The organism is Spirillospora sp. NPDC048819 (assembly GCF_040650055.1).
Lineage (GTDB): Bacteria > Actinomycetota > Actinomycetes > Streptosporangiales > Streptosporangiaceae > Spirillospora.
In genome coordinates, this window is record NZ_JBEZGN010000036.1 from 45,933 (window position 1) to 64,506 (window position 18,574).

Genomic DNA, 18,574 nt, shown 5'->3' on the forward strand with positions numbered 1-18,574 from the left:
GTATGGCCAATCGGATCTGCCGGCCCGGATCGGGGGCGCGTGACGTGAACCCGGGGCGCCGAACCCTTGGGGCCCCTGTGGTCATCCGGCCCGAATCCCGTTAGTGTCGTCACCTGGTGTGCCGGGAAGTCTGGTCGGCGAGTCCTGCCCGAACTCTCTCGGAGTGCGCCGATGACCCGCTTGCCCGCCGCTCTCACGGCCGATCGAAACGGGCGTCGCGCCACGGCGCTCAAGCTGCTGCCCCTGCTCGCGGCCTTCTGGCTGGTGATATCCGGGCACTACACGCCGCTGCTGCTGACGCTCGGGGCATCGTCCGTGGTCCTGGTGGTCTGGGTGATATGGCGGATGCAGATCGTGGATGACGAGAGCCTTCCGCTGCGGCTGGTGCCGCGCCTGCCGCGCTACCTGCTGTGGCTGGGCGGGCAGGTCGCGCTGTCGGCGCTGACGGTGCTGCGGCTGGTGTGGTCGCCGCGGAGCGGGATCCGTCCCGCCGTCGGCACGGTGGCGGCCGCCGACCTGCCGGACCTGTCGAAGGTCGTCTACGCGAACTCGATCACCCTGACGCCGGGGACGCTCTCGGTCTCCTTCCGCGACGACGACATCGAGGTGCACGCCATCCAGCGGGAGGGCATCGCCGACCTGCGGGACGGGGCGATGCGGGCCCGGGTCGAGGGCCTGGGGACGGACTGATGCTCATCGCGGCCGTCGTCGCCCTCCTCGTCGCCATGGCGCTGGCACTCGTCCGGGCGTTCCTGGGACCCCGGCTCTACAACCGGATCCTGGCGATCAACGTGTTCGGGACGAAGACCGTCCTGTTCATCGCGGTCGTCGGCGCCATGTCCGGGCGGCCGTACATCTTCGAGATCGCGCTGCTCTACGCGCTGGTCAACTTCGTCACCACCATCGCCGTGCTGCGGCTGACCCACATCGGCGAACTGCTGCCCGAAACGGACGAGGGGAACGCGCGGTGAGCGTCTCCCTGCTCCTCGACGTCGTGAGCGGCGCACTGGTGCTGGCCGGCTGCGTGTTCGTGGTCTCCGGCGGCGTCGGCCTGCTGCGCTTCCCGGACTTCTACACCCGCACGCACGCCGGCAGCCTCACCGACACCGCCGGCGCGGCCCTGCTGATCTCCGGGCTGCTCGTGCAGGCGGAGAGCTGGCAGAGCGCGGTCCGGCTGGTGCTGATCATGCTGTTCCTGATGCTGACGGGCCCGACCGCCGCGCACGCGCTCGCCCAGGCGGCGCGGCGGGACGGCGAGCGGCTCCCGGCCGAAGGCGAGGACCGCCGCTAATGGACCTGCTGGTGCTGATGAACGTCTCGCTGTTCGCCCTGCTGCTGGCGACGGCGCTGGCGGTCACCCGGCTGCGGGCGCTCTACGAGGCGACCATGCTGACCGCGCTGGCGGGCCTGCTGTCGGCGAGCCTCTTCGTGTCCCTGGACGCGCTGGACGTGGCCATCACCGAGGCGGCCGTCGGGACCGGCATCACCACGGTGCTGTTCCTCGGCGCGCTGGCGCTGACCCGTTCGCGGGAGACGGTCACCCCCCGCCGCAAGCTCTGGTCGGGCGGCGCGGTGGCCGTGCTGCTGGGCGCCACGCTGCTGTACGCGGCCCAGGACCTGCCCACGTTCGCCGATCCGGACACGCCCGTCCAGACCCATCCCGTCGGCCACACCTATCTCCACGGATCACAGGAGGACATCGGCATCCCGAACACGGTCGCGGCCGTGCTGGCGTCCTATCGCGGCTACGACACGCTGGGCGAGCTCGTCGTGATCTTCACGGCGGGCATCACCGTCCCGCTGCTGCTGATGCGGACGCGGCGGCGCGGGGAGCACGACGAGGCACGCGCGGTCGTGATGAGCGAGTACCGCGTCCTCCGGGTGGCCAGCAAGATATTGATGCCCTTCATCTTCATCTTCGCCTGCTATGTCCTGTTTCACGGGGATTATGGGCCGGGCGGAGGGTTCCAGGGCGGGGTGATCTTCGCGTCGGGCTTCGTGCTCTACGGGCTGGTGTTCGGCATCAGGAACGTCGAACGCGTCCTGCCATGGCCGGTGATGCTGGGCCTGGTGCCGGTCGGCGTCCTGCTGTACGCCGGCCTGGGAATCGCGAACATCCTGCTGGGCGGGTCGTTCCTCGACTACGGCACGCTGACACCCGATCACCCGGCGGAAGGCCAGCACCTCGGCATCCTGATCATCGAGACCGGGGTGGGGATCACGGTGGCGGCCGTGCTGATCGCGGTGTTCTACAGCTTCACCGCCCGCGGGGCGCGCCGATGACCGGCGGCCACTACATCTACTGGTTCGTGTTCATCCTGATGGTCATCGGGCTGTACACGGTGATCAGCCACGGCAACCTGGTGAAGAAGCTGATCGGCCTCAACCTCTTCCAGATCGGCGTGTTCATGTTCTACATCGCCCTCGGCAAGGTCGAGGGCGGACACGCGCCGATCATCGAGGAGGGCGTCGACACCTACTCCCACCCGCTGCCGCACGTGCTGATCCTCACCGCGATCGTCGTCGGCGTCGCCACCACGTCCCTGGGGCTCGCGCTCGCGATACGGATCTACGAGGCCTACGGCACGATCGAGGAGGACGAGGTCATCGAGCGGGACAGCGCCGAACCGGACGGCATCGCCGCGGACGGCATCGCTCCAGACGGCGGCGCACCGGGCGGCGCCGCACCGGGCAGCGCCGACGACGGGCCGGCTTCGTGACGGCCCATCTGCCTGCGCTGCAGGTCGTGATCCCGCTGCTGTGCGCCCCGCTGTGCGTGCTGCTGCGCTCCCGGACGGCCGCCTGGCTGCTGTTCCTGACCGCCGCGGCGGCGTCCCTGGCCTGCGCGTCCGTGATGGCCTGGCATGTCGCCAGGGGCGAGGTGCTCCGCTACGCCATGGGCGGATGGCGGCCGCCGGCGGGCATCGAGTACGTCATCGACAAGGCCAACGTCCCGGTGCTGATCCTGGTGGCGGCCATCGGCCTCGCCGCCGCCGTCTACGGCCGGCGGAGCATCGCGGCGGAGATCGAGGACGCGAGGGCCCCGCTGTTCTACGCCTGCCTCTGCCTGAACCTCACCGGCCTGCTCGGCATCACCGCCACCGGCGACGCCTTCAACGCCTTCGTCTTCCTGGAGATCACCTCGCTGTCGTCGTACGCGCTGGTCGCCATGGGACGGCGCAAACGCGCCCTTCTGGCAGCGCTCCAGTACCTGATCGTGGGGACGATCGGCGCCACGTTCGTGCTGATCGGCATCGGGCTCGCCTACGCCGTGACCGGCACGCTCAACATGGCCGACCTGGCGCAGCGGCTGCCGGAGCTCTACGGCAACCGCGCCCTGGCCGCCGCCGTCATCTTCGTGTTCGTGGGGCTGGCCATCAAGATGGCCCTCTTCCCGCTGCACGCCTGGCTGCCGGACGCCTACGCCGAATCCCCGTCGGTGGTCGCCGCGTTCCTGTCGGCGACCAACACCAAGGTCGCGATCTACCTGCTGCTGCGCCTCGCGTTCGGCGTCTTCGGGGCGGCGCTGGTCTTCGAGCGGATGCCGGTCACCGAGATCGGGCTGCTGCTGGCATGCCTGGCGATGCTGGTCGCGTCCGCCGTCGCGTGCTTCCAGTCGGACTTCAAGTACCTGCTGGCCTGGTCGAGCATCGCCCAGGTCGGATACATCGCCGCCGGATTCAGCCTCGCGACCGCCGACGGCGTGACCGCCGCGTACCTGCACATCATCAACCACGCGTTGATCAAGGGCGCGCTGTTCGCCGCGGCGGGCATCGTGGTGCTGCGGCTCGGCTCGGCGCGGCTGCAGGCGATGGCGGGGCTCGGCCGGGCCATGCCGTGGACGTTCGCCGCGATCGTGGTGGCCGGGCTCGGGCTGATCGGGCTGCCGCCGACGGCCGGATTCGTCAGCAAATGGGTGCTGGCCGAAGCGCTCATCGAGGACGGGCGCTGGGCGGTGCTCGCGGTGGTGCTCGTCAGCTCCCTGCTGTCGGTGGTCTACGTCGGGCGGGTCATCGAGGTCGGCTGGTTCCGCCGGCCGGCCGAGCCCGTGACGGTCGCGAAGCCGCCGCTGTCCATGGCCGTCGCGACCTGGTCCCTCGTCCTGCTGTCCCTGGTGTTCGGGTTCGCGCCCGGCTGGCCGATCGACCTGGCGGAAGGCGCCGCGGCCGTCCTGGTGGGGGGCGTGGAATGACCGTCGAGTCAGCGGGCTGGGCGTCCCCCGACGCCGCGCTCGCCCTGCCGGCCGCAGTGGCGGTGCCACTGCTGGGCGGTCTCGCGGTGGTGGCCCTGCGGCGCCGGGCGAACCTGCGCGAGGCGGCCTCGCTGGTCGCCGCCGTCGCGACGGCGGCGATCGTCCTGTCGCTGTGGCCGGCGGTGGAGGACGGGCTGCGCCTGCGCATGTGGGACTGGCTGCCGGGCATCTCGCTGGTGTTCACGCTGGAACCGCTCGGTCTGCTGTTCGCGTCCGTCGCCGGGGTGCTGTGGCCGGTGACGACCCTGTACGCGATCGGGTACATGCGCGGCAACCTCCAGCGCAACCAGACCCGCTTCTACTTCTTCTTCGCCCTGTCCATCGCGGCGACCTTGTGGATCGCGTTCTCCGGCAACCTGGCGACGCTGTTCATCGGGTACGAGGTCCTGACGCTGTCGACCTGGCCGCTGGTCATCCACGCGGGCAACGAGCAGGCTAAACGCGCCGGACGCGTCTACCTGGGGCTGCTGCTGACCACGTCGATCGGCCTGCTGCTCCCGGCCATCGTCTGGACGGCCGTCCTCGCCGGGACCACGGACTTCGTGCCCGGCGGGATCCTGGAGGGCAAGGCGGGAACGGCCGCCCTGACCGTCCTGTTCGCGCTCTACCTGTTCGGTATCGGGAAGGCCGCGCTCTTCCCCTTCCACCGCTGGCTCCCCGGGGCCATGGTGGCGCCGACGCCCGTGTCGGCGCTGCTGCACGCGGTCGCGGTGGTCAAGGCGGGCGTGTTCACGGTCCTCAAGGTGTCGGTCTACGTCTTCGGCGTCGACACGCTCGACGTCACCGGCGCCGCGGAGCCGATGATGTGGGTCGCGGCGGTCACGCTGCTGGGCGCGGGCCTCATCGCGGTCACGCGCGACGACCTCAAGGAGCGGCTGGCGTATTCGACGGTGAGCCAGCTCGCCTACATCGTCCTCGCCGCCGCGCTCGCCAACGACATCGCCGCCGCGGGCGGCGCGCTGCACATCGCCAACCACGCCGCCGCCAAGATCACGCTGTTCTTCTGCGCGGGCGCGATCTACACCGCGACGAACCGGACCCGGGTCAGCGAACTCGACGGGCTCGGCCGCACCATGCCCTGGACGTTCGGCGCCTTCCTGGTCGCCGCGGTCTCCGTCGTCGGGCTGCCGCCGCTGGGCGGCGTGTGGAGCAAATGGCTGCTGCTGGCGGGGGCGGCCGACGCCGGGCAGACCGTGATGTTCGGGGTCTTGCTGGCGGGGTCGCTGCTGTCGCTGGCGTACCTGGTGCCGATCCCGGCGCGGGCGTTCTTCCGCCCGCCCACCGGCCGGCCGGGCGACGGGGAGGCGCCGTGGACGGTCGTGCTGCCCCTCGTCCTCACCGCCATGGCCTGCGCGGCCCTGTTCATCGGAGCCGATGCGGTCATCGCCCCCCTCAACGAGGTCCTGGAGTCACCGTGAAAGACGATCATCGTTGGCTGGACGAGCCCCGCAACGTGGACCGCGTCGTCCGCGGCCTCTACATCCTGTGCGCCCTGATGTTCCTCGCCGATCTCCTGTACGCCAAGCACCCGTTCTTCGACTTCGAGAACCTCTTCGGCTTCTACGCACTCTTCGGGTTCATCGGCAGCGTCACGCTGGTGCTGGCCGCCAAGCAACTGCGCCGGGTGCTGATGCGCCGCGAGGACTACTACGAGGAGCCGGAGCGGACCGACGATGACGGTTAACCCGGCGCTGCTGCTCATCGCCGGCGCGCTGCCCATCCCGCTGCTGACCGGCCGGGCCCGCGCGGCATGGATGATGCTGCTCCCGGTCGCCGCGATGGCCGCGCTGTGGACCCTGCCCGAGGGCGTGCACGGCGGCTTCGGGATGCTCGGCCTCCGGCTGGAGCCGCTGCGGGTGGACGCGCTGGCGCGGATCTTCGCGACGGCCTTCCTCGTCGCCGCGTTCATCTCGATGATCTACGCCCTGCACCTGCGGGACCGGATGCAGCAGGCCGTGATCCCCGTGTACGCCTCGTCCGCGGTCGGCGGGGCGCTCGCCGGCGACCTGATCACGATGTTCGTCTTCTGGGAACTGGCCGGACTGTCGTCGGTGTTCCTGATCTGGGCGCGGCGCACCGAGCGCTCCTACCGGGCCGGGATGCGCTACCTCGCCGCGCAGGTCGTCTCGGGCCTGCTGATGCTGGGCGGAATCGTCCTGCACGTGCAGTCGGGGGCCGGTCTGGAGTTCGGCTTCATCGGCGCGAACGAGCCGGGCGGCCTGCTGATCCTGCTCGCCGCCGGGATCAAGTGCGCCTTCCCCGTCCTGCACGCCTGGCTGAAGGACACCTACCCGGAGGCCACCGCCGTCGGCACCGTGGCGCTGTCGGCGTTCACCACCAAGTTCGCCGTGTACGTCCTGGCGCGCGGCTTCCCCGGCACCGGGGCGCTGGTGTGGGTCGGCGTCGTGATGGCGTGCTTCCCGATCTTCTACGCCGTGATCGAGAACGATCTGCGCCGGGTGCTGGCGTACAGCATGATCAACCAGCTCGGTTTCATGGTCGCCGCGATCGGGGTCGGCGGCACGCTCGGCGTCAACGGCGCCGCCGCGCACGCGTTCGCCGACATCCTGTTCAAGGGCCTGCTGTTCATGAGCATGGGCGCGGTCCTCCTGCGCACCGGGACGACCAAGGGCTCGGAACTCGGCGGGCTCTACAAGTCCATGCCGCAGACCATGGTGCTGTGCGTCATCGGAGCCGCGTCCATCTCCGCGTTCCCGCTGTTCTCCGGTTTCGCCACCAAGTCGATCATCATGGAGGCCGTCGCGGAGGAGCACCGCACGGCCGTCTGGCTCCTGCTGCTGTTCGCCTCCGCCGGCGTCTTCCACCATGCCGGCATCAAGATCCCGTTCTTCGCCTTCTTCGCCCACGACCAGGGCCACCGGGTCGCCGAGGCACCGCTGAACATGCGTCTCGCCATGGGCCTGGCCGCGGCCGGCTCCATCGCCATCGGGGTGGCGCCGAACCTGCTGTACGGCCTGCTCCCGTACGAGATGGACTACTCCGCCTACACCACACCGCATGTCGTCAACCAGGTGCAGCTGCTGCTGCTCGCCTCGATGGCCTTCACGGTCCTGATGCGGACCGGCCTCTACCCGGCCGAGATACCGTCGGTGAACCTGGACGCCGACGTGATCTACCGCCGCCTGCTGCCGCGCGCCTGGCGCACCGGACTGCACGGCGTGACGCTCATGCGGGACGAGGTCGCCAAGCCCCTCCAGCGGCGGGCGGGCCGCGTCTCCACCGCCGCCTCCCGGCCCTTCCGGGCGCGGGGGTGGCTGGGAGTGCCGTGGTCGACCGACCTCATGGTCCTGTGGGTGGCCCTCGTCCTGGGCCTCATCCTCCTGATCTCCCTGCTCTGACCCGGCAGGCCCGTCCTCACGGGGACCGCAGCAGGCCCAGGCTGGTGAACGTCTCCCGGCACCACCCCAGGGCGGCGTCCGCGGTCGCCCATTGCGGGTCCGCCGGCGACAGATACGGCAGGACGTACGGATCCTCGACCGCTTCTGGAAGGTCCTCCGGAAGGCAGTCGAACGGCGCGGACCCATAGTGCTCATCGCACATGCGGCGGGCCGCCCGCCGCGGGCCGCCGTCCCAGACCGCGAACCAGAGGCGGCGCAGCATCGCCGGATGCGCCATCACGAACATCAGCCGGCCCATGTCCAGCGGCTCCGCCGGCGACACCACCCGCGCCACCGACGCGAACCGTTCCGTCCCGCTCACGTAGGAACAGAAGCCCGACCAGATCTCGACACTGTGCCCCGCAGTGATGATGGACGAGCACAACGCGGCCAACGCGACTCCGCGGTGACGCACGGTCGAGTGCGGGGTGGTGTTGACGTACCCGGCCGGAACCAGGAACGTCACCACCCGGCCCCGGGACGAGATCCGCTGCGGCACCGCGTCCACCATGCATTCCGGCTCGCCGCTCAGGTAGGCGCCGATGTCCACCTCGCTGCCGGTCACGTCATGTGCGGGCACAAGGGCCGTCGTCAGCACATCGGCCCCGGCCCGTTCACGCAGCTCGGCGACCTCCGCGTCCACGTCGGGCAGCACGGTCGTCCACCCGTCCTCGGCCAGCCGCAGCGCCTCCTCCCATGACGCGCCCGCCCACGCGCCCATGCCGTGGCGGCCGCTCCCGTCGGGGATGCTGTCCGGCGCGCGGGCCCGGTCCACGAACTCCTGCCAGGACCACATGGGGCTCAGCGCGTGGGCGGTGTCCGCGGGAGCCGGCCTTCTCCCGCTCACGCCCCGCCCCCGGCAAGGCCCAGGGCCGAACGGTGGGCCGCCGACATGCCCCGCACCACCCGCCACCGGACGGCCTGCTCCACGCTCGCGCCCGCCTGCAGCAGCTTGGCCGCGTCGATGCTGGCCCGGGGCGAGAACATCACCGGCAGCCGCTTCTCGGCCGCCGTGGCGCGCAGCCGCCGCACCTCCTCGATCACCCGCAGGGCGTCCTCCGCGCGTGCGGGCGCGTGCGCGAGCGCGATGCGCTCCTCCAGCTCCTCGTCGACCGGCACGTCGATGACGATGAAGCGGTCGAGCGTCGCCGCGTCCAGGGCCTGCCGGCCCACATAGCGCCGGTCGCCGCCGGTGCCGTAGGTGTTCGCGGTGGCGATCAGGTGGAAGTCCCGGTGCGCGGCCACCATGCCGTCGGCGAACGCGCAGGACCCGATGGACAGGGCCTGGTTCAGCTCCGCCAGCAGCCCGGGATGGCCGCTGTCCAGTTCGTCGAGGAGCATCAGCCCGCCGTGCTCGAAGGCGCGGCGGAAGGGCGTCGCATGGTAGCGGCCATGCGCGTCGTAATAGCCGAAGATCTTGCTCATCGGTGTCGTCGGCCCGAGGGACAGGGCGTGGAACTCCTGCCCGAACGCCTCCGCCGCCTGCCGCGCCATCATCGACTTCCCCGTACCGGCCGGGCCGACGAGCAGCACCTGGCAGCCGGCGCCGAGCGCGAGCAGCACGTCCGGGAACACCGTGTGGGTGTGTCCGCCGACGCGGACCGGGCCGGGGGCGCCCGCCACCCTGACCTCCACGATGGGCGGCACCGTCTCGGCGACGGTCTCGGCGACCGCCCGGACGGCCTCGTCGCGGGCGAAGCGCACGGCGGACCGCGTCACCTCCTCCCGCGCCTCCTCCAGCGCCTCCCAGGCGTCCTTCAGCTCCTCCTCCACCGCCTCGTGCGCCTTCTTCAGCGTCGTGGCCTCCGCCTCCGCGGCGAGCGTCGCAGCCGTCTTCCCGGCGACCTTCCGTGCGGCGCGGATCGCGGTGTCCCCGGCCGCCGACGCGGCGGCCCGGACGATCTCATCGGCCTGCACGACGCGCTCATCGGCGATCGTGCCGGCGACCTCGGCCGCCACGCGCCGCGCAGTCGTCTCCATGGTGCGCTCGGCGTGCGGCGACCGGGCGAGGGCGTCGCCGTAGCGCATCACGGTCTCGAACGCCATGGCACCCGCAATCTGGCGGACTTCCGTCCTGAGTCTCTCGCGCATGGCGGCAATCATGGGGCCGGCCGCGCGGGACCCCTCCCGGACGCGCCAGAGCCCGCCCGCGTCAGCCGTCGAGGAGGGCCAGGTCGGAGGTGCGGAGCCGGGTGCCGACCAGTAGGCCCACCGGCGGGAGGGGTCCCGGCGGCGATGTGGCGGTGCGCGTCAGTACAGGCCCTCGGCGGCCATGTCGCTGCCCTCGCTGCCGCGCCCGGCGATGATCACGTTCCCGTCCACGGCGACCGTGTGGGAGGCTCCGCCCGCCGGGGCGCGGTACGTCAGCTTCCACGAGATCCGCGGGGGCCATTCGGGCATCGCGACCGTCTTCCGCCACGGCAGCCGCACCTTCTTCAGCGTCGTGGACTTCCCGTTCACCATGTAGGTCAGCGAGCTGATCCTGCCGCCGCCCTCGATAGAGAAGGTGATCTCGGCCCGGGTCGCCGTGGACGTGGGCGAAGGCGACGGGGTGGCGGGCGCGGCCGACGCGGTGGAGGCCGTGGACGCGGGGCCGCCCGACGCGCCGGCGTCCTTCCCGAACGCGTACCAGCCGGCCACCGGAACCGCGACGGCGGCGAGGAGGACGGCCGCGCCGGCGGCGACGAGCACCGGGCCCCGGCGGCGCCCGGCCGGCCGGGAGGGCGGGGGCGGGACGAACCGCGGCGGCGGTGGCGGGGCGACCGGCGGGTTCTCCGCCTCCGCCCGCCGCCTGCCGATCTCGGCCACGACCGGGGCCGGCAGCGGGACACCGCCGTCCCCGCGGCCCGACAGCAGCTCCACCAGCCGGGCGGCGGTCGGACGGCGCTCCGGGTCGAGCTCCATGCACGACTCGATCAGCGAGCGGAGGCCGGCGTCGGCGATCCCGTCCAGCCGCGGCGGCTCCGACTGGACGCGGAGCATCTTCACATGCCACGGGCCCTCACCGAACGGTTCCCGGCCCGTGCAGGCGAACGCCAGCGTCGACCCGAACGAGAAGACGTCGCCGGACGGGCCGGCCGTCACCCCGGCCACCTGCTCCGGAGACATGAACCCCGGGGACCCGGCCTGTTCGCCCGGCCGCGAGATGGACGAGGCGTCCACCGCGCGGGCGATGCCGAAGTCGATCACGCGGGGGCCGTCCGCGGTGAGCAGGACGTTCGCGGGTTTCAGGTCGCGGTGCACGACGCCCGCGCCGTGGATCGACACGAGCGCCTCCGCGACGCCGGCCGCCAGCGCCCACACCGCGTCCGCCGCGAGCGGGCCGGACGCGTGGACGGCGTCGCGCAGCGACACCGACGGCAGGAACTCGGTCACCAGCCACGGGATCTCCGCGGCCGGATCGGCGTCGATCACCGCGGCGGTGAAGCCGCCGCCGACCGACCGCGCGACCTTGGCCTCGCGTTCGAACCGGGCCCGGAAGTCGTCGTCGGCGGCGAACTCGGGATGCACCATCTTGATCGCCACGGTCCGCCCGGCGGCGGAGCGGCCGAGGTACACCACGCCCATCCCGCCCGACCCGATGCGCGCCAGGACGCGGTACCGCCGTCCCAGGGTCTCGACCGAGCGTGGGTCGTCCGGCTCCAGGGGTCGCACGTGGTCCCTTCCTTTCAGCTGGGTGCGGCGACGGCCCGGACGCTGCCGTCCCCGGCGCCGATGAAGACCAGCCCGTCGACGCTCACGGGCTGGACGCGGATGGATTTCTCGGTTCCGAAGGTCCACCGGACGCGGCCGCCGGCCGTGTCCAGCGCGTAGAGACTGCCGTCGGCGCAGATGGCGTACAGGGTGGTGCCGGACAGGCAGTAGGCCGTCGCCTGAGCGCGGGGATCGTCCTTGCGGTGCGTCAGGCTGCGCGACCAGATCTGCCGCCCGGTGGCGCCCTCCAGGGCGAGGACGACGCCGTCGCGTCCCTCGACGTAGAAGCGCCCGCCGCCGACCTGGCTGCCCCAGCCGCCGACGTTCCGCCGCCGCCAGGCGAGCGCGCCGTCGCCGGCGCGTAGCGCGTGCAGCGTCCCGAACCGGTCGCAGGCGAAGGCCATGCCGTCGCCGGTGATCTGGTAGTCGCCGTAGTCCAGGGGATACGTCCAGCGGGTCTTCCCCGTCCGGGCGTCCAGGCCGACCAGGGCCTCGGGCGACAGGGCGAGGACGAGGCCGTCCGCCGCGGAGAGCCCGGACCGGCCCGCCGCCCCTGACGTCCAGCGCCGCCCGCCGCCGGCCGCGTTGAGCGCGGTGATCTCCTCGCGGCCGAAGACGACCACCGGGCCGGTGGCCGCCAGTTCCCCGCTCGGGAGCCTGTCGAAGTCGATCTGATGCGTCCACAGGGCCTCGCCCGTCCTGGAGCGGACCGCGCTGATCTGCCTGCCTTCGTTCAGGGTCAGGTACGTCACGTCGCCGCCGGGCACGGCGGAGGAGCCGCCGTCGCGTTTCCACAGCACCTTGCCGGTGCGCGCATCCAGTGCGTGGACGATCCCGGTGCTGTCGTCCCCGTCCCTCTCGATGCCGTTGGTCAGCACCACCCCACCGGCCGCGGCGAGGGTCAGGGAGTCCTCGCTCACGCGGCGCGTCCACAGCGAGCGTCCCTCGGGTGGCGGCCCCTCCGGCGCGCCGGTGCGCCGGGCCCCGGGCTGCCGCGATCCGCCGCTCCGGTCCCGGGTCCGCCGCCACACGAACGTCCCGAGGCCGCCCGCCGTCATGACGCCCGCGCCCACCCCGGCCAGGATCGTCCGGCGGGTGAGGCCCTCCGCCGGGGGCGCCGTGCCCTGGACCGCTTCGTCCGGGTCGTCGGTCGGCATCTGCCCGACCGCGGAGTCCCGGTCCGCCGGATCGTCCGCCGGGGCCCGCGTCAGCGTCTCGGCCTCGGCGGTCCGGCGGCCGATCTCCGCCGCGACCGCCGGCGGCAGCCACCGGGCGCCCAGCAGCGACGGCTCGTCCGCACCCGGCGCCTCCAGCCGTTCCAGCACGCCGGCGGCGGACGGACGCCGCCCGGGGTCGACGTGCAGGCACGCTGCGATCAGGCCGTGCAGCCACGGTTCGCCGATCGCGTCCAGATCCGCCCGCGTCGTCATCGCCCGCAGGTCGCGCGACCGCGCCGGCCCGGACCCGAACGGCTCCGCCCCGGTCGCCGCGTACGCCAGCGTCGCGCCCAGCGAGAACACGTCGGCCGCCGGCCCGACCCTCTCCCCGCGGATCTGCTCGGGAGCCATGAACCCGGGCGTGCCGATGGGCGCGCCCACCCGCGTGATGGCCGTCGCGTCCTCCGGGCGGGCGATCCCGAAGTCGATCACCCGTGGACCGCCGGCGGTCAGCATCACGTTGCCCGGCTTCAGGTCGCGGTGCACCACGCCCGCGCGGTGGATGTCCGCGAGGGCCTCGGCCAGCCCGGCCGCCAGCGGGCGGACGGCGTCCGGCGGCAGCGGGCCGAAGCCGCCGACGGCCTCGCGCAGCGACAGCCCCGGCAGGTAGGCGGTGGCCAGCCACGGCGACGCCGCGTCCGGGTCGGCGTCCAGCACCGGCGCGGTGAACGCCCCCGACACCCGCCGGGCGGCCTCCACCTCGCGGCGGAACCGGGCCGCGTACCGGGGCTCGCCCGCCAGCGACCGCCGGACGACCTTGACCGCGACCGGCCGGCCGGCCCTCGACCGCCCCAGGTAGACGACCCCCATCCCGCCCGCGCCGAGCCTGCCGAGCAGCCGGTAGGGACCCACCCGGTGCGGATCGCCACGCCGAAGCGGCTCCACCCCCCGTCCCCCTCCCGCCGCCGGACTCCCGCGGACCATCGTCCGGGATCATCCACCGGGACCGGTCCCGGCGTGACGGAAGTGTAATCACGGCGTGAGATCCGGTGATCACGGTCGGCCAGACGGGGACGCGGCGGGCGGCGGCCGCGCCGCCCTCCGGCTGCTGGCCCGCGTCCGGTACTCGCCGGCCGACCTCGGCGTCGTTTAGCCGCCGCCGCACACGGCTCGCGGTCGGCGACGTGTCCTTCACCGGGCTTGACCTGGGATGCCGTCGGTTTGTGGCGTGTTTGCATTCTCTTGAGCCTTTGGTACGTTCTGTCCGAATTCGGCGCCCGCCATGCGCCGTGGCCATCGACCAGTCAGTCCGCCTCATCCTCAGCCCACGGCTCAGGGTGAGGGCGGCGACGCCGAGTCCGCGTTCTGCGGAGCCGGGGAACCAGCGCGAGACGTCCGGGCGACCTGCCCGTGCCGTCTCGCAGGGGTGAATCGACGCCTTCCCGTCATGTCCGAGAAGGGTCGTAGGGCGACTTCCACGTCCGAATCCGTCAGCTAACCCGGTAGGCGGTATGGAAGGAGCAACTGCAGTGCTAAGTCGGCACTTCAAGAAGAACGGGTACCACGCGCCGCTGATGGGCGCCGTCCTCGCCGGTTCCCTGGCCGGCACCCTCGCCCTGATGCCGCTGGACGGAGGTTCGGGCGGTTCCGGCGTACCCGCCTCCGCGAAGGTCTCGGCGGACCCCGACGAACGAACGGGCTCCTCCAGGCAGGCGGAGGAAGCGCCGAGCGAACCGCCCGCCGAACCGCCGGCGGACTGCGACCCTTCGGACACCGACCACGGCTACCCCAACGGCCGCGTCCCGGTCGATGAACTCTGCCCTCTGCCCCAGCGGGACGAGTTCCTGCGGGCCGACGCCGCGGTGGCGTTCTACAAGCTCAACGCGGCCTACCAGAAGCACTTCGGTGACGAGATGTGCGTGCGGAGCTCCTACCGCAGCTACGAGAAGCAGGAGCAGCTGTACCGGACCATGCCTTCGGGCATGGCCGCGCGCCCGGGCAACAGCAAGCACGGGATCGGCATCGCCGTCGACCTGTGCGACGGCGTCCAGGACGCCGATTCACCCCAGTTCGAGTGGTTGGAGGACAACTCCGAGAAGTACGGCTGGATCCACCCGGCCTGGGCCTACAGCAACCCGTACGAACCCTGGCACTGGGAGTTCGACGTCGGCCAGGACGACTAAGCGTGCTGCCCTGAGAGGGGCGTGCCCATGGCGCCGGGGCCGGCGGCCAGGTCGGCGAACGGCAGCGGGCAGCCCCGCTCCCCCGCGCAGGTGACGAGGTCGTCGCACCCGGCGTCCAGGGCTCGGCGCAGCGTGTCCGCGATGGTCCGCAGGTCGGCGATCTTGGCCTCGACCTCGGCGAGCTTGGCGCCCGCCCGCGCCTGCAGCCCGGCGTCGGCGCGGCGGTGCCGGTGCGTCCCGGCGTCCAGCAGCTCGGCGACCTCCTCCAGGGTGAACCCGAGCCGCTGCGCGGTCTTGATCACCCGCAGCAGGGTCACCGCCTCCGCCGGATACAACCGGTGCCCGCCCGGCATCCGCCCGGGGTCGGCGAGCAGGCCCCGGCGCTCGTAGTACCGCAGCGTCTGCAGGTTCACGCCGGCCGCCTCGGCGACCTGCCCGCTGCGCAACCCGCCGGACGCGCCGGGCCCGCCCGTGACGGCGGGCCCCGTGACGGCGGGGCGGGCGGGCCCGGTCATCGCCGGCTCCCCGGGCCCGCCAGCCCGGCCGCCCGGGCGGTCAGGGCGTCCAGCACCTCGACGTGCCGGTCCGCGACGCTCACGTCCAGCGTCAGCGCGCCGCCGTCCGCGGTCAGGGTGAAGGTGAAGAACGAGCAGCAGCCGGTCTCACGCATCGCCAGCTCGGCCGCCCGGCCCGCCACGTCCGGCTCGGACCGCAGCACCAGCCGGACGCGTCCCGGCCCCGCGGGCCGCACCTCGGTCACCGCCTCGCCGAACAGCGCGTCGAACTCGGCCTCCCGCAACGGCCGCTCGGCCGTCGGCAGGGTGCACGCCTGCGGCGCCCACCCGGCATCGCCCGGCCCGGGCCGTACCTGTTCCAGTTCCATGCCTCGACGATAAGCCTGTACCCCGGTACCGGATGCAACCCCTCGATCAGCCCGCGGACGTCTGCTCGGCGGGCAGGGGCGAGTACAGGTCGATGCCGTTGCCATCGGGGTCGAGCACGGTGGCGTACCGCATGCCCCAGAAGGCGTCCCACGGCTCCTGGACGGCCGTGTACCCGGCGTCGGCGAGTTCGGCGTACTTGGCGTCGACGTCGGCCGGGGCGCCGAACTCGAAGGCCAGGAAGTTGCGCGGGTCGCCGGAGGGGCGGCTCCATCCGGAGGCCTGGGCGGAGGCGCGGAACTTCTCGGTGTCCAGCATCAGGTGAAGTCCGCCCGGCAGGTCGCAGGCGGCGTGGTCGGGGTAGGCCTCGTCGATGGTGAACGTCAGGCCCAGCCGGGCGTAGAAGGCGATCGTGGCCTGGATGTCGGACACCACGATGTCGATGGTGTTGAGGGTCGGGTTCATGGCCCGCTCCTTACGATCGTGGACGGGTACTGCTCTTCCACCTCCAAGACGAACGGGAGAGGGCCCGATCGGACACCGGCGGCCACCGATTTCCGACGATCGCCAGAGGCGGTGATCCCCCACCACCCCGGGAGGCCCCGCATGAGCGGGGCGGCCGTTCACTGATCCGTGACGAAGGGCTCGTAGAACTCGAACCGGGAGCGCAGGTCGTCCTCGTCCAGGCCGAAATCCGCGGCGCTGTAGCGGTGGACGCCCTTGGCGTGGCGGGGGCGGTCGGCGTGGTAGCGCTCGATCATCCCGCCGACGTCGGCGGGGGCGTCGATCTCGGCGGCGGCGTAGATCCGCCGCAGGGCCGCCGCCGTCGCGGAGACGAGGTCGCGGTAGCGCACGTCGAGGACGGTGACGCGGGACGCGGCGGGCGACTCCCGGAACGCGGCGGCGCGGCGCAGCCACCGTTCGGTCTGGCCGGCCTGGAACCGGCCGACGTCGCGGGCGTCCACCTCGTCGCTGTAGGTGGAGCGGAAGACGGCGAACAGGCTGGCGCCGGAGGCGACGGTCTCGACGACGTCGCGGTGCAGGTGCACGATGCAGGCGCCCGGGAAGGCCGCGGCGAGGCGGGAGAGTTCGGGCGTGTGGGCGGGCGCCTTGAGCACCCAGCGCCGCCCGTCGCCCGCGTCGAGGGTCTGCAGGATCTCGCGGTAGCGCGCGTACGAGCCGGCGAGGTTCTGCTCGGCGAGCCAGCGGGTGTAGCCGTCGAGCCTCATGGTGGAACTGAAACCCCAGTTGCGGAAGTCGGTGCCCATGGCCAGCACGCATTCCTCGGGCAGGCGGGCGCCGGAGTCGTGCACGGAGGCCAGCGCGGGGTTGAGGTGATGCAGGACGTCGTGGGCCCCGGAGGCGGCGTCGAGCAGGTTCTCGCGTTCTGGTCCCGTCACTCCGGCGAAGCGCCACGGCGACCCCAGTTCGGCGGGCAGCGGCGCGCGGAGGCGCGGATCGGTGGCCAGCAGCCGGAACAGGAACGTCGTCCCCGTCCGCCAGCCGCCCACGATGACGATGGGCGGGAGGATCGGGCGCCCGGTGGTCTCCGGGTGCCGCGCGAGGTGGCGGCCCATCGAGATCCGTGCCCGCAGCCTGGCCACCGCCGTGCCGCGCGCCGTCCTGGCGCCGACCGCGTTCAGCCCGCCGTCCTCGGCGGCCGACCCGAGGAACCGTTCGAGCCCGTCCCGCCACTGCGACGTATCTCCGAGGAGGTCGCGGCCATCGTCCATGCCACGGATCGCGCGGGCGACGACCGCGTCGGCTTCGGCCGCTCCGAGGCGGTATCGCTCGGGCCGTGCGGTGCGGTCCTGTTCGGCGGCGGCGTACAGGGCGGCGGCCTCGGCGGTCCGCGGCGGCGGCGTCCAGAGGGTCACGTCCGGCTCCGCAGGTCCGCGACACGGCACAGCCGGGTCGATGGCGGATCGGGGGTCCGCTCCGGGTGGAGCCAGCGCAGGACGACAATGCCGAACGGCCGGCCTTCGGTGTCCAGCCAGTCACCGGCCGCCGGGCCGGGGTCCTCGGCGGCGAGGACGAACCGGTAGCGCCCGCCGCTGAGCGTCGCCGTGGCCCCGGTGCGGGACACGGGACGGTGCCGGTGGTCGAGCGAGTTCAGGAAACGGCTGTAGAGCAGGACGTTCCAGTAGCGGCAGGGAACCGCGTCCCCTTCGAGGACGAGCGCCTCCCCCGGCCCGAGCTCCCACCCGCCCCGCAGGTAGTGGATGCCGGGCTCGGTGAAGGCCGCGCCGCCGGTCATCTCCGCCCAGTGGCGGATCTCGTTGGGCCGTGCCCGGTCGTCGGCCGCGGCGGCGGCGAAGGCGTCCGGGACGAAGGACACCGTGCGGGCCAGCCCGTGCAGGTGATGCTGGAACCGGCCGGGGTCGATGGGCGGGGGCACGGGTCCGGCGGAACCGGCCCGTTCGATGGCGCACCGGCTCTCGCCGCCGGCGGCCGCGTCCTCGTGGAAGAAGCGCACCCAAACGGCGGTCGTCTTTTCGGGAAGCGGCAGCCAGTCGCCGCGATCAGGCCGGTCGCCGCCAACGGCCACGGTGAAGTCCCCCGACTCGCCGAACTCCATCCGGTCGCCGTCGAGGCGGGCGACGGCCTCGGCGCCGGCGGTTCCCGATCCGGCGTAGGCCGTGATCGAGACGTACACCGCCGACCCCCGGTTGCCGGTGATCCGGTAACGCCGGTCGGGACGGACATCGGCCACCCAGTAGCGGAAGTCGGGATTGTCCATGAAGAACTTCTGCCGCCACCCGTTGAACGGCAGCAGTTCGGGCAGCTCCCGGTCGACCTCGAAGCGGGCGAACCGGTTGTGCAGCGCCCGGACCAGCGCCCGGAACCCGTCGGCGCGTTCGGCCTCGTCCAGCCCCTCGGTGTCCGCCGCCAGCCGCCGCCCGGCCGCGCCGAGGGCGTCGACGAACGCGTCCCATGCCCGCACCTCGGGCCGATCGGTGTCCATGTGCCCCCACCCGGGAAGATCTGGTCACAACCGTCCCCAGATCTT

General features: G+C 72.7%; 19 protein-coding genes and 1 riboswitch. Of the genes, 10 read left to right on the forward strand and 9 right to left on the reverse strand.

The genetic code is table 11. The features are described 5' to 3' along the window. The first annotated feature begins 171 nt into the window (after positions 1–171). Genes AB0C35_RS35585 through AB0C35_RS35625 form a run of 9 tightly spaced genes read left to right on the forward strand, consistent with a single transcriptional unit; the run spans position 172 to position 7,611 of the window. Positions 172–690, forward strand: coding sequence for a Na+/H+ antiporter subunit E (locus AB0C35_RS35585; protein ID WP_358465995.1), 519 nt, complete (start codon positions 172–174; stop codon positions 688–690). After that, positions 690–971, forward strand: a complete 282-nt coding sequence (locus tag AB0C35_RS35590; protein ID WP_358465997.1) for a monovalent cation/H+ antiporter complex subunit F — start codon at positions 690–692, stop codon at positions 969–971. Before AB0C35_RS35585 ends, AB0C35_RS35590 begins: the two co-directional genes overlap by 1 nt. Next, on the forward strand, positions 968–1,291 hold the full coding sequence (mnhG, locus tag AB0C35_RS35595) for a monovalent cation/H(+) antiporter subunit G (RefSeq protein WP_358465999.1): 324 nt from the start codon (positions 968–970) through the stop codon (positions 1,289–1,291). The genes AB0C35_RS35590 and mnhG overlap by 4 nt, the downstream gene beginning before the upstream one ends. Next, on the forward strand, positions 1,291–2,283 hold the full coding sequence (locus AB0C35_RS35600) for a DUF4040 domain-containing protein (protein ID WP_358466001.1): 993 nt from the start codon (positions 1,291–1,293) through the stop codon (positions 2,281–2,283). The genes mnhG and AB0C35_RS35600 overlap by 1 nt, the downstream gene beginning before the upstream one ends. Beyond that, the gene (locus tag AB0C35_RS35605; RefSeq protein ID WP_358466003.1) at positions 2,280–2,720 is read left to right on the forward strand and encodes a cation:proton antiporter subunit C; all 441 of its coding nucleotides are present in this window, start codon (positions 2,280–2,282) and stop codon (positions 2,718–2,720) included. Before AB0C35_RS35600 ends, AB0C35_RS35605 begins: the two co-directional genes overlap by 4 nt. Next, positions 2,717–4,192 carry a monovalent cation/H+ antiporter subunit D family protein gene (locus AB0C35_RS35610; RefSeq protein ID WP_358466005.1) on the forward strand — a complete coding sequence of 492 codons (1,476 nt, stop codon included), beginning with the start codon at positions 2,717–2,719 and terminating at the stop codon, positions 4,190–4,192. Before AB0C35_RS35605 ends, AB0C35_RS35610 begins: the two co-directional genes overlap by 4 nt. Further along, positions 4,189–5,670 (forward strand): proton-conducting transporter membrane subunit, encoded by a 1,482-nt coding sequence (locus tag AB0C35_RS35615; RefSeq protein WP_358466007.1) that lies wholly within the window; start codon positions 4,189–4,191, stop codon positions 5,668–5,670. Before AB0C35_RS35610 ends, AB0C35_RS35615 begins: the two co-directional genes overlap by 4 nt. Beyond that, the gene (locus AB0C35_RS35620; protein WP_358466009.1) at positions 5,667–5,936 is read left to right on the forward strand and encodes a hypothetical protein; all 270 of its coding nucleotides are present in this window, start codon (positions 5,667–5,669) and stop codon (positions 5,934–5,936) included. Before AB0C35_RS35615 ends, AB0C35_RS35620 begins: the two co-directional genes overlap by 4 nt. Continuing rightward, complete coding sequence (locus AB0C35_RS35625) at positions 5,926–7,611, forward strand: Na(+)/H(+) antiporter subunit D (protein WP_358466011.1); 1,686 nt, start codon at positions 5,926–5,928, stop codon at positions 7,609–7,611. Before AB0C35_RS35620 ends, AB0C35_RS35625 begins: the two co-directional genes overlap by 11 nt. 16 nt (positions 7,612–7,627) lie before the next feature. Here AB0C35_RS35625 and AB0C35_RS35630 read toward each other — a convergent pair whose 3' ends face one another. From AB0C35_RS35630 to AB0C35_RS35645, 4 genes are all read right to left on the reverse strand, one after another. After that, a complete protein-coding gene (locus AB0C35_RS35630; RefSeq protein WP_358466013.1) occupies positions 7,628–8,497 on the reverse strand; it encodes a hypothetical protein in 870 nt (289 codons plus the stop codon). Continuing rightward, the gene (locus AB0C35_RS35635; protein ID WP_358466015.1) at positions 8,494–9,741 is read right to left on the reverse strand and encodes an AAA family ATPase; all 1,248 of its coding nucleotides are present in this window, start codon (positions 9,739–9,741) and stop codon (positions 8,494–8,496) included. Before AB0C35_RS35635 ends, AB0C35_RS35630 begins: the two co-directional genes overlap by 4 nt. A 159-nt stretch (positions 9,742–9,900) precedes the next feature. After that, the gene (locus tag AB0C35_RS35640) at positions 9,901–11,304 is read right to left on the reverse strand and encodes a serine/threonine-protein kinase (RefSeq protein WP_358466017.1); all 1,404 of its coding nucleotides are present in this window, start codon (positions 11,302–11,304) and stop codon (positions 9,901–9,903) included. A 14-nt stretch (positions 11,305–11,318) separates the two neighbouring features. After that, positions 11,319–13,445, reverse strand: a complete 2,127-nt coding sequence (locus tag AB0C35_RS35645) for a PQQ-binding-like beta-propeller repeat protein (RefSeq protein WP_358466019.1) — start codon at positions 13,443–13,445, stop codon at positions 11,319–11,321. A 395-nt stretch (positions 13,446–13,840) separates the two neighbouring features. Further along, positions 13,841–14,024, forward strand: a riboswitch (cyclic di-AMP (ydaO/yuaA leader). Positions 14,025–14,029: 5 nt separating this feature from the next. On the opposite strand from AB0C35_RS35645, the gene AB0C35_RS35650 reads away from it, so the two are divergent. Further along, on the forward strand, positions 14,030–14,683 hold the full coding sequence (locus AB0C35_RS35650; protein ID WP_358466021.1) for a M15 family metallopeptidase: 654 nt from the start codon (positions 14,030–14,032) through the stop codon (positions 14,681–14,683). Here the strand turns inward: AB0C35_RS35650 and AB0C35_RS35655 are convergent. The 5 genes from AB0C35_RS35655 to AB0C35_RS35675 form a co-directional block, all read right to left on the reverse strand. Continuing rightward, on the reverse strand, positions 14,680–15,198 hold the full coding sequence (locus tag AB0C35_RS35655; RefSeq protein WP_358466023.1) for a MerR family transcriptional regulator: 519 nt from the start codon (positions 15,196–15,198) through the stop codon (positions 14,680–14,682). The genes AB0C35_RS35650 and AB0C35_RS35655 overlap by 4 nt on opposite strands. Next, a complete protein-coding gene (locus AB0C35_RS35660) occupies positions 15,195–15,566 on the reverse strand; it encodes a hypothetical protein (RefSeq protein ID WP_358466025.1) in 372 nt (123 codons plus the stop codon). The genes AB0C35_RS35655 and AB0C35_RS35660 overlap by 4 nt, the downstream gene beginning before the upstream one ends. A 46-nt stretch (positions 15,567–15,612) precedes the next feature. Beyond that, positions 15,613–16,029, reverse strand: a complete 417-nt coding sequence (locus AB0C35_RS35665; protein ID WP_358466027.1) for a VOC family protein — start codon at positions 16,027–16,029, stop codon at positions 15,613–15,615. 158 nt (positions 16,030–16,187) lie between these two features. After that, positions 16,188–17,441, reverse strand: a complete 1,254-nt coding sequence (locus AB0C35_RS35670; protein ID WP_358466029.1) for a sulfotransferase — start codon at positions 17,439–17,441, stop codon at positions 16,188–16,190. Continuing rightward, positions 17,438–18,529, reverse strand: a complete 1,092-nt coding sequence (locus AB0C35_RS35675) for a hypothetical protein (protein WP_358466031.1) — start codon at positions 18,527–18,529, stop codon at positions 17,438–17,440. Before AB0C35_RS35675 ends, AB0C35_RS35670 begins: the two co-directional genes overlap by 4 nt. Between the last annotated feature and the right edge of the window lie 45 nt (positions 18,530–18,574).

Excerpts from the sequence above, each read along its gene's own strand:
- AB0C35_RS35585 (WP_358465995.1), top strand. The coding sequence starts at position 172 with ATGACCCGCTTGCCCGCCGCTCTCACGGCCGATCGAAACGGGCGTCGC.
- AB0C35_RS35590 (WP_358465997.1), top strand. The coding sequence starts at position 690 with ATGCTCATCGCGGCCGTCGTCGCCCTCCTCGTCGCCATGGCGCTGGCA.
- AB0C35_RS35600 (WP_358466001.1), top strand. The coding sequence starts at position 1,291 with ATGGACCTGCTGGTGCTGATGAACGTCTCGCTGTTCGCCCTGCTGCTG.
- AB0C35_RS35605 (WP_358466003.1), top strand. The coding sequence starts at position 2,280 with ATGACCGGCGGCCACTACATCTACTGGTTCGTGTTCATCCTGATGGTC.
- AB0C35_RS35615 (WP_358466007.1), top strand. The coding sequence starts at position 4,189 with ATGACCGTCGAGTCAGCGGGCTGGGCGTCCCCCGACGCCGCGCTCGCC.
- AB0C35_RS35625 (WP_358466011.1), top strand. The coding sequence starts at position 5,926 with ATGACGGTTAACCCGGCGCTGCTGCTCATCGCCGGCGCGCTGCCCATC.
- AB0C35_RS35635 (WP_358466015.1), bottom strand. The coding sequence starts at position 9,741 with ATGCGCGAGAGACTCAGGACGGAAGTCCGCCAGATTGCGGGTGCCATG.
- AB0C35_RS35655 (WP_358466023.1), bottom strand. The coding sequence starts at position 15,198 with ATGACCGGGCCCGCCCGCCCCGCCGTCACGGGGCCCGCCGTCACGGGC.
- AB0C35_RS35660 (WP_358466025.1), bottom strand. The coding sequence starts at position 15,566 with ATGGAACTGGAACAGGTACGGCCCGGGCCGGGCGATGCCGGGTGGGCG.
- AB0C35_RS35665 (WP_358466027.1), bottom strand. The coding sequence starts at position 16,029 with ATGAACCCGACCCTCAACACCATCGACATCGTGGTGTCCGACATCCAG.
- AB0C35_RS35675 (WP_358466031.1), bottom strand. The coding sequence starts at position 18,529 with ATGGACACCGATCGGCCCGAGGTGCGGGCATGGGACGCGTTCGTCGAC.